Consider the following 15709-nt stretch of genomic DNA (forward strand, 5'->3'; position numbering starts at 1 on the left):
CGGCGGGGACCGGGCCGGTCCCCGCCGCGCCGGGTCAGGAGGCGTACACCTCGAACTCGGACAGCTGGCCGGCCGGCCAGCCGGTGTTGCCGGTGAAGGTCAGCCGCACGAAGCGGCGGTCACCGGCGGGCAGCGCGATCGACACGCTGTTGCCGCCCGCCGGGTCGAACGTGTAGCCGGCCGCCGCCTTGAGGGCCGAGAACGACGAGCCGTCGGTGGAGCCGAGCACGGAGACGGTCTGGGTACGGGTCTGCCAGGCCGCCGACGGGGGCAGCTTCAGCACCACCCGGGCGACCGGCCGGGCGCTGCCCAGGTCGACTGTCACCGACTGAGGGAAGGCGTTGTTGGCGCTCTCCCAGTAGGTGTTCGCGTTGCCGTCGACGATGTTGGCGGCGCCGTACACGTCGGCGTGGCTGGTCTCCGCCACCGGCCGGCCCGCCGCCAGGTTCCCGGCCGGCGGCGCGGTGGTGGGCGGCGGCGTCGTGGCAGGCGGCGGTGTGGTGGTGCCGCCGCCGTACACCTCCAGTTCGGCGAGCTGACCCGCCGGCCAGCCGGTGTTGCCGGTGACTGTGACCCGGACGAACCGGCGGTCGCCGGACGGCAGCGCGATCGGCACGCTGTTGGCGGCGGCCGGGTCGAACACGCGGCCCGCCGACGCGGCGAGCGTGGTGTACGAGGAGCCGTCGGTGGAGCCCAGCACCGACAGCGTCTGGGTACGCCGTTCCCAGCCGGGCGGGAGCTTCAGCACCACCCGGTCGACGGTGCGGGACGCGCCGAGGTCGACGGTGAGCGACTGCGGGAACGCGTTGTTGGCGCTCTCCCAGTAGCTGGCCGGGTTGCCGTCGACGGCGTTGCCGGCGGCGTACGTCTGGGTGGTGCTGGTGGCGGTCGTCGGCCGGCCCAGCGCCAGGTTCCCGCCGGCCGGCGGCGGCGTTGTCGGCGGCGCGGTGGTCGGCGCTGCTGTCGTCGGCGCTGCCGTGGTCGGCGCCGGGCTGGTGGGCGGCGGGCTGGACGGGCCGTTGCCCCACTGCGGCTGCGGCCACGGCCCGCAGTACGGGGTGGGCGTGTACCAGCCGGAGTTGCCGGTGCCCTGGGTGATCTGGAAGCCGCTGCCGACGCAGTTGTGGATCGGGTTGGACTGGGCGATGCCGGTGGCCCGCACGTTGGTGAACCGGACCTGGCTGGGCGCCTGCACCTGGAGCGCGTACGTGCCCGCGCCGTCGATGCGCACGTTGTCGAACGAGATGCCGCTGGTCTGCCCCTCGATCCAGTGCAGCGCCGCGTACGAGCTGTCCAGGATGTCGGTGTCGGTGACGTTGATCGTGGCGCCCTGGATCGGCTCGTTGAGCGCCGAGAACCAGATCGCGCCCACGCCGAACTGCCAGTTGTAGTCGGAGTTGCCGTTGCGGATCAGCGTGTTGCGGGCCACCGTGATGGTGCCGGACACGGCGGTCGGCCCGGTGACGCCCGGATAGCGGTTCGCCACGTGGATGCCGCCGCCGTTGGTGACCGAGTCGGCTGTGACGTTGTCGGCGATCGTGATGTCCCGCCCGCCGTACGTGACCAGGTGGTTGGCCAGGATCGTCACGCCGATGGTGTTGCGGGTGAAGGAGTTCCCGACGTTCGGCACGCTCTGCGCCCACATGGCCAGCGCGTCGTCACCGGTGTTGCGGACGAACGTGTTGGTGACTGTGGAGTTGGTGACGCCCCAGTGGAAGTTCACCCCGTCGGCGGTCTGGTCGAGGATCCGGCTGTTGCGGATGGTGAAGTTGTCCATCGGCCCGTCCATCCAGGCGCCGACCTTGGTGTGCTGCAACCACAGGTTGTCCACCACGGAGTTCGTCATCGCGCCGCCGATGGCGTTGACCTGGTCCTCGTCGACCCGTTCCCGGATGTCGCCGATGATGGCGAAGTCCCGCAGCGTGACGTTGCGGCTGGGCCCGCCGGCCTCGTGCGGGCGGATCTCGCCGGAGTAGCCGCCGCCCGGCACGTACTTGCCGTAGATGCCGGCGGCGCGTTTGCGGTCGGTGGGGTGCCGGCCGCCGAGCACCGAGTACCAGGGGCCGGCACCACGCAGCGTCACGCCGTCGACCACCACGTGGTCCCAGAGCGTGAACGTGCCGGCCGGGATCCACACCGCCCGGCCCTGTGCCTTGCCGGCGTCCACCGCGGCCTGGAACTTCGCCGTCGAGTCGGTGGCGCCGGTCGGGTCGGCGCCGAAGTCGGTCACCACGTCCAGCACGCCGGACGGCTTGGTGATCTGCGCCCCGACCAGCTCGAAGTCGGCCAGGTCGATGGTGAACGTGGGCGACTGGGCGGTCGAGGAGACCTGGAGGCGGATCTTCGTGCCGGCCGGGTACGTGGTGCCGAACATGGTCCGGGTCTCGTCGTAGAAGTGGTGCGGGTTGGTGTCGCCCGGGTTGTTGTTGAACGGGTAGCCGCCGTAGTACCAGCCGTACCGGGAGGTGACCGGCACCGACTTGACCAGCGTGCCGTTGGCGCGCAGGTCGATGGTGGCGTCGCGGCCGGTGCCGGCGGCGTTGTCCGGCAGGCTGTACCGGAACGTGACCGCGTTGGCCGGGGCGGTGAGCGTGAACTCGACGTACTCGCCGACGGCGTCGAGCGTGACCGCCTCCCGGCCGGACGCCTCGGACGGCAGCGTGCCGTAGCGCCGGTCGGGGCCGATCTTCGTGCCGGTGTGTGCGGCCTGCTCGGCCTCCTGCTCCCGGAACGGCACGGTGGCGCCGCGTCCGGTGATGTCGAACGGGGACAGTCCGGCGGCGGACGCCGGGGTGGCGGTCGTGGTGAGCGCCACGACGACGAGTGTCGAGGCGGCGAGCGCGGCGGCGGCCAGGGCGGCCACGCCCGTGGTGCGGTGGCGGTGCGCGGTGCGGTGCTCGGCCATGCGGGGTGTACTCCCTTTCGTCGGTGCCGATCCCCCGTGCGGCGTTGCCTCTCCTTCCTCCTCCCCAGGTGCGCGGCGTGGTGGCGGCCGGGACGGGCCGCCGGGTGTCGCGGGCGGCGCCGGCGGCGGGACGGGGCCGCCGGCGCAGCGGTCAGGCCGATCGGGTACGCAGCCAGACCGCGGTGTCCGGTGGCAGCCGGTCGTCGTCGAGTGGGCCGCTGGCGAGCAGCAGCCGGTCGTGCGCGGGCAGCGGCACCGCTGCGTCGCCGAGGTTGACCAGGCAGGTGAAGCCGGGTTCGCGGGCGAACGCGAGCACGCCGTCCGGTGCGGGCAGCCAGGTGAGCGTGCCGTCGCCGAGCGCGGGTTCGGCGCGGCGCAGCGTCAGCGCGGCCCGGTACAGCTCCAGCATCGAGTGCGGATCGCCGGTCTGGGCGCGGACCGTGCGGTCCTTCCAGTCCGCCGGTTGCGGCAGCCACGGCGCGGCTGCGGCGCCGTCGGGGCTGAACCCGAACGGCGGGGTGTCGCCCTGCCAGGGCAGCGGCACCCGGCAGCCGTCGCGGCCGGGGTCGACCCGTCCGGACCGCTCCCACATCGGGTCCTGCCGCAACTCGTACGGGATGTCCTCGACCTCCCAGAGCCCCAGCTCCTCGCCCTGGTAGACGTAGGCGGCGCCGGGTAGTGCGAGCGACAGCAGCGCGGCGGCACGGGCCCGGCGGGTGCCCAGTTCCAGGTCGGTGGGGATGCCCTCGCGCTTGGCGGCGAAGCTGAACCGGGTGTCGGCGCGGCCGTACCGGGTGACGTGACGGGTGACGTCGTGGTTGGACAGCACCCAGGTGGCCGGCGCGCCGACCGGGGCGTGCGCGGCGAGCGTGCCGTCGATGCTCTCCCGCAGTGACGTGGCGTCCCAGGCGCAGCCGAGGAAGTCGAAGTTGAACGCGGTGTGCAGCTCGTCCGGGCGCAGGTAGTTCGCGAACCGCTGCCGGTCGGGCAACCACACCTCGCCGACCAGGGCCCGCCCGCCCGGGTACGAGTCGGCGATGCGCCGCCAGGCGCGGTACACGTCGTGCACGCCGTCCTGGTCGCGGAACGGGTGCGGTCGGTCCGGGTGTACCTCGGGCAGCGTGCCGTCCTTGACCAGCAGCCCGGCCGAGTCGATGCGGATGCCGTCCACGCCCCTGTCGAACCAGAAGCGCAGGATGTCCTCGAACTCGGCGCGGACCCGGGGGTGGTCCCAGTTGAGGTCGGGTTGCTGCGGGGCGAACAGGTGCAGGTACCAGTCGCCGGGGGTGCCGTCCGGGTCGGTGGTGCGGGTCCAGGTGGGGCCGCCGAACTCGCCGGTCCAGTCGGTGGGCGGCAGGTCGCCACCCGGTCCCCGGCCGGCGCGGAACCAGAACAGGTCCCGCTCGGGCGCGCCCGGCCCGCCGGCGAGCGCGGCCCGGAACCAGGGGTGCGCGTCGGAGCAGTGGTTGGGCACCACGTCGACGATGCTGCGGATGCCGAGCGCGTGCGCCTCCGCGATCAGCGCCTCCACCTCGGCGAGGGTGCCGAAGACCGGGTCGATGTCGCGGTAGTCGGACACGTCGTAGCCGGCGTCGGCCATCGGCGACGGGTACCAGGGGCTGAACCAGATGGCGTCGACGCCGAGCGCGGCGAGGTGATCCAGGCGGGACCGGATGCCGGCGACGTCGCCGATCCCGTCGCCGTCGCCGTCGGCGAAGCTGCGCGGATAGACCTGGTAGATCACCGCGGAGCGCCACCACGGGCTGTTGTCGGCCATGGACACGGGCACCTGCTTTCTGCGGGTCGGTTCTGCTGCGGCGGGCTCGCGGCCCGGGTGCGGGCGGTGGCGCGGGGTCAGCCCTTGAGGCCGCCGGTGGTCAGGCCGGACATGATGTTGCGCTGGAAGATCAGGAACAGCACGACTGTGGGGATCGCGGCGATCACCGACGCGGCGATGACCACGTTCATCGGGGTGCCGCCGGCGAAGGCGTAGATGCCGACGCTGACGGTCCGCGTCTCCGGCGACGGCATGACCAGCTTCGGCCAGAGGAAGTCCTTCCAGACCGCCGTCACCGCGAAGATCGCCACGACGCCGAGGATCGGGCGGGACATCGGCAGGACGATCGACCAGAGCGTGCGCAGCGGGGTGGCGCCGTCCATCACGGCGGCTGCCATCAGGTCCTCCGGGATCGAGTCGAAGAACCGTTTCAGCAGGAAGATGTTGAACGCGTTCGCCACCAGCGGCAGCCAGATCGCGAACGGCGAGTCGAGCAGGTTGACGTGCACGATCGGCAGGTCGATCACCGTGACGTACTGCGGGACGATCAGCACCATCGCCGGGATCATCAGCGTCGCCAGCATCATGCCGAGGATCAGCTTGCCCAGCACCGGGCGCAGCTTCGACAACGCGTACGCCGCGGCGGTGTCGAGGACGAGCTGGAACACCACCGCGCCGGTGGCGTAGTAGAACGTGTTGAACAGCAGCTTCGCCAGGTCCAGGTTGTTCCAGGCGTCGACGTAGTTGCCCGGCTGCGGGTCGCGCGGGAACAGCGACGGCGGCGTCTGGGCGATCTCCTGGCCGGACTTCAGCGCGCCGGTGACCATCCAGTACAGCGGGCCGAGGAACACCAGCGTGAACCCGGCCACGACCACGGAGAGCACGACCCAGTAGAGGACGCGGCCGCGACCGCGCCGCAGCTGGGCGTGGGAGATGAGGGTACGGGTGGTGAGGTCGGCGGCCATGTCCTAGTCCTGTCTCGCGGTCAGTCGCAGGTAGACGGCGGAGAACCCGGCCAGCACCACCAGCATGATCACGCCGAGCGCGGCGGCGCCGTTGAGGTCGTTCTGGAAGAACCCGTGCTGGTAGATCAGGTACGCCACGGAGGTCGCCGAGTCCTGCGTACCGGCGCCGTTGGCGAGGATCAGCGGCTCGATGAACAGCTGCATGGTGGCGACGATCTGGAGCATCGCCAGCAGCGCGAGGATCAGCCGGGTCTGCGGGACCGTCACGTGCAGGATGCGCCGCCACACCCCGGCGCCGTCGATCTCGGCGGCCTCGTACAGCTCGCCGGGGATGTTCTGCAGCGCGGCCAGGTAGATCAGCACGGCGCCGCCCATGTTCATCCAGGTCGACGCGATCACCATGGCCGGCATCGTCATCGTGGGCGACTGCATCCACTCCGACGTGGGCAGTCCCAGCGCGGTGAGGATCGCGTTGAACAGCCCCGCCTCGCTCGGGTCGTACGCGTAGAACTTGAACAGGAACAGCGCGGACGCCGGCGGCAGCATCACCGGCAGGTAGACGAGCACCCGCAGGTAGCCCTTGGCGTGGCGCAGCTCGTTGAGCAGGATCGCCACGAAGAACGGCACCAGGTAGCCGAGGACGAGCGCCAGGCCGGTGAAGACGAACGTGTTCTTCCAGGCGGTCCAGAAGCTCGGATCGGCGATGATCCGGCTGTAGTTGTCCCAGCCCACCCAGGTGGTCTCGCCCCGGCGGGTGCGCTGGAAGCTCATCACGACGCCGCGGACCATCGGGTACCAGGAGAAGACGGCGAAGCAGACGACAGCGCCGATGAGGAACGCGTGCCCGGTGAGGTTGTCCCGGACCTTGCGGCCGAGTCCGGCGCGGCGTCCGGCGGTACGCGACGGCGTCGGCGCGGCGGGGCCGGGACGGCGGGTGGCGCCGGGGGCGGTGGTGAGCGCCAAGGCGACTCCTGCGGTGCTCGGGGAGGTGGGGCCGGTGCGCCGGCCCCACCTCCGGTCGGGTCAGCTCTGCGCGGCCAGCAGCTGGTTGACCTTGTCCTCGGCGGTCTTGAGCAGCGCGTCGATGTTCGCGTTCGGGTTCGTCAGCACCCCGGACATCGCCGCGTCGAGCACCGCGTAGACGGCCTGGGCGTTGCGCGGCTCCCCCTTGATCGGCACCGGGTTGGCCTCGAAGACCGCGAAGTTGGTGGTGTCCACGTTCGCGTTGGCCTTGCGCAGCTCCAGTTCCTGCTTCTGCGCGTCGCTGCCGTTCGTGAACAGCAGCGGCTGGGGCAGGCCGACCGGGTAGTTCTGCGGCTTGGCGCGCACGTAGTCGAACTGGCCCTTGCCAGGGGTCAGCTTCTGGTAGGCGAGCCACTTCAGACCGGCCTTGACCTGCTCCGGGCTCAGGCCCTTCTTGAAGAAGTAGCCCTCGCCGCCGCCGAGCGTGGCCTTGGCCGGGCCGTCCTGGCCGGGCAGCGGACCCATCGCCCAGTCCTGGTACTTGCCCTGGAACTGGCTGACGATCGCCTGGGTCGCGTCCGGCGCGCCGATGAACATGCCGACCTTGCCGGCGCCGGCGTTGGTGAGCAGGTCACCCCACTGGAGCAGCTGCCGGCTGCCCATGCTGTTGTCGCCGTACCGCATGTCCTTGAGGTTCTGCAGGACCTGCTTGCCCATCGCGTTGTTGAAGTCGGCCTTCTTGCCGTCGGCGCTGAGCACCTGGCCGCCCTGGGAGTAGAGCAGCGAGGTGAAGTGCCAGCCGCCGGTGTTGCCGGCGCTGTACTCGGCGTACCCGGCGATGCCGTCGCCGAGCGCGGAGATCTTCTTGGCCGCGGCCCGCACCTCGGGCCAGGTCTTCGGCGGGTTGTTCACGTCGAGCCCGGCCCGCTGGAACAGCGCCTTGTTGTAGATCAGGCCCATCGAGTAGTTCTTCACCGGTACGGCGTAGAGCTTGCCGCCGTCGGTGAAGACCTCCTTCAGCGCCGGGTCGACGCTGTCCCAGGTGGGGATGGTGTCCTTGGTGGCGTACTGGCCGATGTCCATCGCCTGACCGGAGTCCAGCACCTGCTGGAGGTCGGTCATGTAGCCGTAGAACACGTCGGTGACGGTGCCGCCGGCGAGGCGGGCGGTGAAGTCCGGCGGGTTGTTGCACTGCTCGCCGACGCTGACGCTCTTGACGACGATGTCCGGGTTCTGCCGCTGGAACTCGGCGACGTCGTCGTTCCAGTTCTTCAGCAGTTCCTTCTGCGCGCCGACCGGCTGGCAGTCGACGGTGATGGTGACCTTGCCGCCGGCGTCGCTGCTGTCGTCGCTCTTGGTGGAGCACGCCGCAAGGCTGAGCCCGAGGCCGGCCGCGAGCGCCACGGCCGCGACCTTCCGATACTGCGGTACGGACATCTGTCCATCCCTTCGGGAACGGGTGTATCCATGGCCTTCACTGATGTGCGGTGACCGCGCGGCTGCCCTCAGGTGGTCGAACGGCAACCGCGCGCGCCCTGCCTCCGGAAACCGCGCCCCGGGTCAGGTGTGAGTGGAGTCACTGTAGCGACGCGAACCGAACCCAGCAAGATGCGGACGCAAGAATGCAAGAACTCGACTGCGGCGCGGGCCGTCCGTCGATCTTGGAGTTGTGGCACCTCAGATAACGGAAGTAGGCCGCATTCCGGGCGCCATTACTCCAAGATCGACGGACGTGGCGAGGCGGGGCGCGGCGAGGCGGGGCAGGGCGAGGCGGCGGAAGCCGCCGGGGGTCAGCGGCGAGGGGCGGGGGCGGTGGAGCCGCGTACCACCAGCTCGGGCTCGAACATCAGCTCGTCGTGCAGCACGCCGGCGCCCTCGATCTGGGTCACCAGCAGGTCCACAGCCGCCTGGCCCATCGTCTCGATCGGCTGCCGCACAGTGGTCAGCGGCGGATCGGTGCAGGTCATGAACGCCGAGTCGTCGAAGCCGACCACCGAGACGTCGGCCGGTACCGCGCAGCCCAGGCGGCGGGCGGCCCGGATGGTGCCCAGCGCCAGCACGTCGCTGGCGCAGACGATCCCGGTGGCGCCGCGCTCGATCAGCTTCGTGGCCGCGACCCGCGCCCCCTCCATGGAGAAGCTGGACCGCTCCACCAGGGACCGGTCCTCGCCCCAGCCGGCCGCCCGGACCATGGCGTCGAGCTTGCGGCGCGAGGGCACGTGGTCGGCCGGGCCGAGCACCATGCCGATCCGCTCGTGGCCGAGGGAGCGCAGGTGCCCGTACGCCTGCTCGACGGCGACCGCGTCGTCCGTGGACACCCGCGGGAAGCCCAGCTCCTCGACGCCGGCGTTGACGAGCACCACGGGCAGGCCGCGGTCGGTCAGGCGCCGGTAGTGCTCGTGCGAGGCGTCGGCGAGGGCGTACGAGCCACCGGCGAAGATGACGCCGCTGACCTGGTGGTCGAGCAGCATCTCCACGTATCCGGACTCCGGCACGCCGCCGATGGTGCGGGCGCAGAGCGCCGGGGTGAACCCGCGCTGGGCGAGGGAGCCGGTGACCACCTCGGCCAGGGCCGGGAAGATCGGGTTCTGCAACTCCGGCAGGACCAGGCCGACCAGGCGGGCACGCTCGCCGCGCAGTTTCGTCGGGCGCTCGTATCCGAGCACGTCGAGGGCGGTCAGCACGGCGGTCCGGGTCGCCTCGGACACGCCGCCGCGGCCGTTGAGCACCCGGCTCACGGTCGCCTCGCTGACGCCCGCCTTGCGGGCCACCTCGGTCAGGCGCTTCGTCACGGCGGCAATCGTACGTCGGATTCTTGCAAGAAATGAACAGCCGAAGTGGTCGGTTCTTGCCGTGTGCGGAGGCAAGCGGTCCGAAAGATGCGAGCAGATTGATGCTTGAAAGGCAACAGAGCACCGGAATAACATGAGGAACCTTGTCGATGGCCTGCGCCGCCGAGGCCACCCGTCCCCCCGAGAAAGTGGGTGCTCCGATGTCGCGGAGCGTGCCGAGGATCCTCGCGGCGGCGCTCGTCGCCGCCGCCCTGCTCGTACCGCCCGGTGCCGCCACTGCGGGCCCGCCGCGCGGACCGGCTCCCGTGGTGACCCGCGCCGGGCTGGACCCCGCGCTCGTCGCCGGTCGCGGTGCGACTGTGGACTACGTCGAACAGGAGGCGGAACACGGCCGGACCACCGGCGCCGTGATCGGGCCGGACCGGTCGGCGTACACACTCGCCGGTGAGGCGTCCGGCCGCCGGGCCGTACGCCTGCTGCCCGGCCAGTACGTCGAACTCGCACTCCCCCGGGCCACGAACGCGCTGACCGTGCGCTACAGCATCCCGGACGCGCCCGGTGGCGGCGGGATCACCGCGCCGCTGCGGGTGGCGGTCGGGCACGCGCCCGCCCGCACCATGACGCTGACCTCGCAGTACGCCTGGCTCTACAACCAGTACCCGTTCACAAACGATCCCGGCGCCGACCTGCTGCACCCGGACTGGTGGATCACCGAGTGCTCCTGCGTCCCGGCGGCCACCACGCCCGCGCCGGTGATCAGCAAGCCGTTCCGGCCGCACCACTTCTACGACGAGCAGCGCCTGCTGCTCGGCCGTACCCATCGGGCCGGCGAGGTGGTCCGGCTGACCGCGCCGCGCGGCACGGCCGCCGCGTGGACGGTGATCGACCTGGTGGACGCGCACCTGGTCGCGCCGCCCCGCGTGGTCCCCCGCGCGGTGAACGCGCTGTCCTTCGGCGCCGACCCGACCGGCCGCCGGGAGTCAGCCGACGCGTTCGACCGCGCGATCGCGTACGCCCGCCGGGTGGACCGCCCGCTCTACCTGCCGCCGGGCACCTACCAGGTCAACCGGCACATAATCGTCGACGACGTGACGATCGCCGGGGCCGGGAGCTGGTACACGATCGTGCGTGGGCGCGAGGTCGCCCTGGACACCCCGGCGCCCGACGGCTCCCGCCACACGGGCGTCGGCTTCTACGGCCGCGACGCCGCCGACGGCGGCAGCAGCGACGTGCACCTGTCCGGTTTCGCGATCGAGGGCGACGTGCGGGAGCGGATCGACACCGACCAGGTGAACGCCGTCGGCGGGGCGCTGAACCACAGCACCATCGACGGCCTCTACCTGCACCACACGAAGGTCGGCATGTGGTTCGACGGGCCGATGACCGGCCTGCGGGTCACGAACACGGTGATCGCCGACCAGATCGCCGACGGGCTGAACTTCCACACCGGCGTCACGCACTCGTCGGTGACGAACTCGGTGGTCCGCAACAGCGGCGACGACGCGCTGGCGATGTGGTCGGAGGGTACGGCGAACGCGTCGAACACGTTCGCCTACAACACGGTGCAGTCGCCGGTGCTCGCTAACGGCATCGCGCTGTACGGCGGCACCGACCTGACCGTCGCGCACAACCTGATCGCCGACCCGGTACGCGAGGGCAGCGCGATCCAGGTGGGCTCCCGGTTCGGGGCCGAGCCGTTCACCGGCCGGCTGCGGATCACCGGCAACACCACTGTGCGGGCCGGCACGTACGACCTGAACTGGAACATCGGCCTCGGCGCGATCTGGTTCTACGCGCTGGACCGCAGCATCGACGCCGCGGACATCCAGGTGAGCGGCGACGCGTACCTGGACAGCACCTACAACGCGATCATGCTGGTCAGCGACTGGCCGGTGAAGGACAGCGTCCGCATCGACAACGTCCGCTTCCGCGACATCCGGGTCGACGGCACCGGCACGTCGGTGGTCAGCGCGCGTACGGCGGGCGGGGCGAGCTTCGCGAACGTCGACGCCCGCAACGTGGGCGCGGTCGGCGTGAACAACTGCGGGTCGTTCCACTTCACACCCGCCGGGTCGGAGTTCGCCCTGACCGATCTGGGTGGCAACGACGGCGGGTGGCTGGCCCCGTGGCTGCTGCCGAACACCATCACCTGCGACGACCGGCCGCCGGTGGTGCCGCCGCCCCCGCCCTCGCGCTGGTGACACGACGCGACCCCCGCCGGGCGGGCCGGCGGGGGTCGCGTCAAGGGTCGATCAGGCCTCGGTGAGCTGGCCGCGCAGCTTGGTCAGGGCGCGGGCGAGCAGCCGGGACACGTGCATCTGGGAGACGCCGACCCGAGCGGCGATCTCGCTCTGGGTCAGGTTGCCGTAGAAGCGCAGCGTGAGGATCTTCTGCTCCCGCTCGTCGAGCGTGGCGAGCGCCGGGCCGAGCGAGGCGCGCAGGTCGGCCAGCTCGTACTCGTTGTCCTCGGTGCCGAGCGTGTCGCCCAGCTCGGTGGCGCTGTCGCCGTCGCCGATCGGGGTGGACAGCGAGACCGCGTTGTACGCGCGGGCGCCCTCCAGTCCCTCCAGCACCTCTTCCTCGGTGACGTCGAGGTGGGCGGCGATGTCGGCGACGGTCGGGGCCCGGTTGAGCGTCTGGGTCAGCGTGCTGTTGGCCTCGGAGATGCGCAGCCGCAGCTCCTGGAGGCGCCGGGGAACCCGGATGTTCCAGGTGCGGTCGCGGAAGTGCCGCTTGATCTCGCCGAGGATGGTCGGGATGGCGAAGCCGGCGAAGTCGACACCGCGCGAGGCGTCGAACCGGTCGACTGCCTTGATCAGGCCGAGCGCCGCGGTCTGGGCCAGGTCACCGGCCGGCTCGCCGCGACCGCTGTAGCGGGCGGCCAGGTGGTTCGCCAGCGGCAGCCACGCCTCGATGACCTGGTTGCGCAGGGCGGCCCGCTGCGGGTGGTCGGCCGGCAGTGCGGCGAGCGCCGCGATCAGCTCGCTGGCGCGGGTCTCCTCGCCCGTCTGCGGCGCGCGGTGCACCTCGGTGGCGGTCGATCCCATGGTCATCGTGGTCATGCTGCCCTTCCTGTCCTCGGAGAACGGGTGGCCTCCCACACCGGTCGTGCCAGCCACACTAGACCAAAGGCCACCATCAAATCAACCGAACGGACGATGGAGATTTCGTTTCATATACGGACACAGCGGCGAGGAAGGGTGTCAGCGAGGTAGCAACGGCCGGTAGTCGGCGGCGGTGAGCGGCAGCGCGGAGAGGCTCCCGTCCGCGCGTGGCACCTCCAGCGGCTGACCGTCCCGGCGGAAGGCCACGCTGAACACGTCGGGCCGCTGAGTGAGGCTGCACACGATCTGCCCGAAGGCCAGCACCTCGTCGTTGCGGCCGGTCTCCTCCCCGGCCTGGCGTACGTCGACCGTGGCGAGCGTGCCGGCCAGCGTCGCCCCGGCCACCGCGACCGTGCCGGGCAGCGCCGTGGCCAGTCCCTGACGGCGCTCGCCGCCGTCCGGACCGGCCAGCAGGTGCTGGAGGTGCGCATCCACCTCCGGCAGCCCGTCCACCCGGCGCTTGACCACGACCAGCCCGTCGTCCCGGACGAAGCAGAACGGCTCGTCCACCCGCCCGTCGCCGTCGGCGGTCGAGGACACCGTGGGGGTGGGGAACGCGCCCGGTGGCGTCTGCACCAGGCGGGGCTCGTCGTCCACCGGCACCCCGCAGCCGGCCAGCAGCACGGCCGCGAGCAGGGCGGGCAGGAGCCGCCGGCGGCTCATCGCAGCGCTCCGGGCAGCTCGACCCGGAACCGGGCGCCGGGCTCGCGGTCCAGCACCGCGGCCGTACCGCCGTGCGCGGCGGCGTGCTGCGCCACCAGCGCGAGCCCGAGACCGGTGCCGTCGGTGCCGGCCCGGTCGTGCGCCGCCCGCCCCCGCACGAACCGGTCGAAGATGATCTCGCGGTCACCGGGCGGTACACCCGGACCGTCGTCGTCGACCTCCAGCACGCCCACGCCGTCGCTCCCGCCGAGGCGTACGGCGACCGGCCCGCCGCCGTACCGCTCGGCGTTCTCCACCAGGTTCAGCAGCGTCTGGGCGAACCGGCGCCGGTCGACCCACCACAGGCGCGGGGCGTCACCCTCGACCGTCACCAGGCTCTCCGGCAGCGACCGCTCCCGGCAGACGGTCCGGGCCAGCTCCAGCACGTCGACCGTCTCGCGGTGCGCCGGCTGCTCGGTGCGGGCAAGCTGGATGAGATCGTCGACCAGGCGCTGGAACCGGGTCACCTCGTCGGCGACCAGGCCCGCCGCGGTCGCGGTGCGTTCGTCCTGGTGCTCCCGGCGGCGGTGGAGCACGCTCGCGGCGGCGGCCAGGGTCTGCAACGGCGAGCGCAGCTCGTGGCTCACGTCGGCGGCGAAGCGCCGGTCCCGCTCGATGCGGTGCACCAGCTTGTCGACCATCTCGTTGAACGAGCTGGACAGGCGGGTGAGGTCGGGATCGGTGGTCGGGTCGAGCCGGGTGGCGAAGTCGCCGGCCGCGATCCGTTCCGCCGCGTCGGCGACCGCGGTGAGCGGCCGCAGGCTGTGCCGGGTGGCGTACCAGCCGAGCGCCGCGCCCGCCCCGGCGACCATGATCGCCACGGCGATCAGTGCCAGGCCCACCACCTGGAACGTCTCCTCGACCTCCCGCAGCGAGGTCAGCTCGTAGTAGCCGAGCGCGCCGGGCAACGGCACGCCGACAAGCAGCACGGGCTGCCCGTCGAGCCGGATCCGCTGCACGGCGGGCTTGCCGTCGGCCACCACGCGCTGCAACTCCACCGGCACCGAGCTGGCGCCCACGTCCGCGGTACGGGCGTACCAGCCGTCGGGCAGGTGCAGCAGCGGGCGACGCGCGCTGCCGGTGTCGAGCGAGCGCAGCACGGCCACCACGTCCGGGGTGCCGGTGTCCAGGCCGGAGCGGACCACGGCGGCGTCGTAGTAGGCGGCCCGTACCGCGGTGCGCTCCCGCTCGTCGAGCAGCGAGCGCCGGGTCAGGTCGTACGAGAAGAGGGCCATCAGCGCGGAGAGCAGCAACGCCCCGACGGCGAACGCCGCGGTGACCCGGGCGCGCAGGCCGGGCCGGGTCATCGCTGGAGCTTGTAGCCGAGGCCGCGCAGCGTGACCAGGTGGCGCGGGTTGGCCGGGTCGGATTCGATCTTCTGCCGCAGCCGGCCCACGTGCACGTCGACGAGCCGCTCGTCGCCGGTCTCGTAGCCCCAGACCCGGCTGAGCAGCTGCTGGCGCGACAGCACCCGCCCGGCGTGCTCGGCCAGCTCGCAGAGCAGCCGGAACTCGGTGCGGGTGACAGGCACCGGCTGTCCCGAGCGCCGCACCTCGCCGGCCTCCGCGCTGATCTCCAGGTCGCCGAAGAACTGGGCGGGCACCGGCCCGGCCACCGTGCGTACGCGCCGGCGCAGCGCCCGCAGCCGGGCGGACAGCTCCTTGATCGCGACCGGCTTCACCACGTAGTCGTCGGCGCCGGCCTCCAGCGCGGCGACGATGTCGTGGGTGTCGTCGCGGGCGCTGATCACCACGACCGGCACGTCGTCGTCGCGGCGCAGCTGACGGATGCAGTCGAATCCGTTCATGCCGGGCAGCATCAGGTCGACGAGCACGTAGTCCGCCGGCTTCTCCCGCTGCCGGCGCAGGCCGTCCTCGGCGGTCGGCGCGCCGTACGCCTCGTAGCCCTCCTCCTCCAGGGCGAGCTGCAGCGCGAGCCGGATGCGGTCGTCGTCCTCGATCACCAGTACGGCCGTCATATGGGCATCATGACCGGCCCGGCACGGGTCGCCCAATCGCGTGGGCCGTTCGTGGTTTTTGTCATCGAACCGTCATACAACCGTCCGGTGACCTCCAAGATCCCTGCGCAGAGTGGGGTCTGACCCGATCCCACCACGGAAGCGACCAGATGCCTGCCAGCCTGCCGTCCCCGCCGGAGTCCGCCGTGCCGCACGTGCGCGTGGACATCACCGACGAGCTGGACCTCGCCGGGCTGCCCGAGGTCGCCCACGTGCTGGACCGCATCCTCGCGCTACGGCCCCGCGAGCTGACGATCGACCTCGCCGGGTGCCGGCATGTGGACGCCGCCGCCGTCGCGCTGCTGCTGGACGTGCACCGCCGGCTGGCGCGGCAGGGCGGCCTGCTCACGCTGAGCAATCCACATCCGCGGATCCGGCGCATCCTGGAGAACTCCGGGCTCGGCGCCGTACCCGTCGTCGACACGCCCCGTCCGGCCGCGCGCGGCCGGGCCCGGGTCGCGTCCGCATCACGCTGAGGAGGAGT

The 15709-nt window shown here is 71.9% G+C and carries 12 protein-coding genes; 2 read left to right on the plus strand and 10 right to left on the minus strand.

Features of this window, described 5'->3' with window-relative positions:
• Nucleotides 1-34: 34 nt before the first annotated feature.
• The 6 genes from BFV98_RS05250 to BFV98_RS05275 all read right to left on the minus strand — a co-directional run bounded on the left by BFV98_RS05250 (nt 35) and on the right by BFV98_RS05275 (nt 9402).
• The gene (locus BFV98_RS05250) at nt 35-2905 is read right to left on the minus strand and encodes a discoidin domain-containing protein (protein ID WP_071095182.1); all 2871 of its coding nucleotides are present in this window, start codon (nt 2903-2905) and stop codon (nt 35-37) included.
• A 151-nt stretch (nt 2906-3056) separates the two neighbouring features.
• Nucleotides 3057-4682: a glycoside hydrolase family 13 protein gene (locus BFV98_RS05255; protein ID WP_071095183.1), complete on the minus strand. Its 1626-nt coding sequence runs from the start codon at nt 4680-4682 to the stop codon at nt 3057-3059.
• Nucleotides 4683-4759: 77 nt separating this feature from the next.
• Entirely contained in the window at nt 4760-5647 is an 888-nt protein-coding gene (locus BFV98_RS05260; RefSeq protein WP_071095185.1) for a carbohydrate ABC transporter permease, read from the minus strand.
• Nucleotides 5648-5650: 3 nt separating this feature from the next.
• Entirely contained in the window at nt 5651-6610 is a 960-nt protein-coding gene (locus BFV98_RS05265; protein WP_013286149.1) for a carbohydrate ABC transporter permease, read from the minus strand.
• A 60-nt stretch (nt 6611-6670) separates the two neighbouring features.
• Nucleotides 6671-8047, minus strand: coding sequence for an ABC transporter substrate-binding protein (locus BFV98_RS05270; RefSeq protein WP_013286148.1), 1377 nt, complete (start codon nt 8045-8047; stop codon nt 6671-6673).
• Nucleotides 8048-8400: 353 nt separating this feature from the next.
• Nucleotides 8401-9402 carry a LacI family DNA-binding transcriptional regulator gene (locus BFV98_RS05275; protein ID WP_071095187.1) on the minus strand — a complete coding sequence of 334 codons (1002 nt, stop codon included), beginning with the start codon at nt 9400-9402 and terminating at the stop codon, nt 8401-8403.
• A 200-nt stretch (nt 9403-9602) separates the two neighbouring features.
• On the opposite strand from BFV98_RS05275, the gene BFV98_RS05280 reads away from it, so the two are divergent.
• A complete protein-coding gene (locus tag BFV98_RS05280; RefSeq protein ID WP_143025313.1) occupies nt 9603-11603 on the plus strand; it encodes a glycosyl hydrolase family 28-related protein in 2001 nt (666 codons plus the stop codon).
• Nucleotides 11604-11654: 51 nt separating this feature from the next.
• Here BFV98_RS05280 and BFV98_RS05285 read toward each other — a convergent pair whose 3' ends face one another.
• The 4 genes from BFV98_RS05285 to BFV98_RS05300 all read right to left on the minus strand — a co-directional run bounded on the left by BFV98_RS05285 (nt 11655) and on the right by BFV98_RS05300 (nt 15186).
• Nucleotides 11655-12464, minus strand: coding sequence for a SigB/SigF/SigG family RNA polymerase sigma factor (locus tag BFV98_RS05285; RefSeq protein ID WP_013286145.1), 810 nt, complete (start codon nt 12462-12464; stop codon nt 11655-11657).
• A gap of 141 nt (nt 12465-12605) precedes the next feature.
• Nucleotides 12606-13169: a GerMN domain-containing protein gene (locus BFV98_RS05290; protein WP_013286144.1), complete on the minus strand. Its 564-nt coding sequence runs from the start codon at nt 13167-13169 to the stop codon at nt 12606-12608.
• The gene (locus BFV98_RS05295) at nt 13166-14515 is read right to left on the minus strand and encodes a cell wall metabolism sensor histidine kinase WalK (protein ID WP_030273968.1); all 1350 of its coding nucleotides are present in this window, start codon (nt 14513-14515) and stop codon (nt 13166-13168) included. The genes BFV98_RS05290 and BFV98_RS05295 overlap by 4 nt, the downstream gene beginning before the upstream one ends.
• On the minus strand, nt 14512-15186 hold the full coding sequence (locus BFV98_RS05300) for a response regulator transcription factor (RefSeq protein ID WP_013286142.1): 675 nt from the start codon (nt 15184-15186) through the stop codon (nt 14512-14514). The genes BFV98_RS05295 and BFV98_RS05300 overlap by 4 nt, the downstream gene beginning before the upstream one ends.
• 149 nt (nt 15187-15335) lie before the next feature.
• On the opposite strand from BFV98_RS05300, the gene BFV98_RS05305 reads away from it, so the two are divergent.
• The gene (locus BFV98_RS05305) at nt 15336-15701 is read left to right on the plus strand and encodes an STAS domain-containing protein (RefSeq protein WP_013476930.1); all 366 of its coding nucleotides are present in this window, start codon (nt 15336-15338) and stop codon (nt 15699-15701) included.
• Nucleotides 15702-15709: the final 8 nt, after the last annotated feature.

Source organism: Micromonospora sp. WMMB235 (assembly GCF_001855515.1).
GTDB lineage: Bacteria > Actinomycetota > Actinomycetes > Mycobacteriales > Micromonosporaceae > Micromonospora > Micromonospora aurantiaca.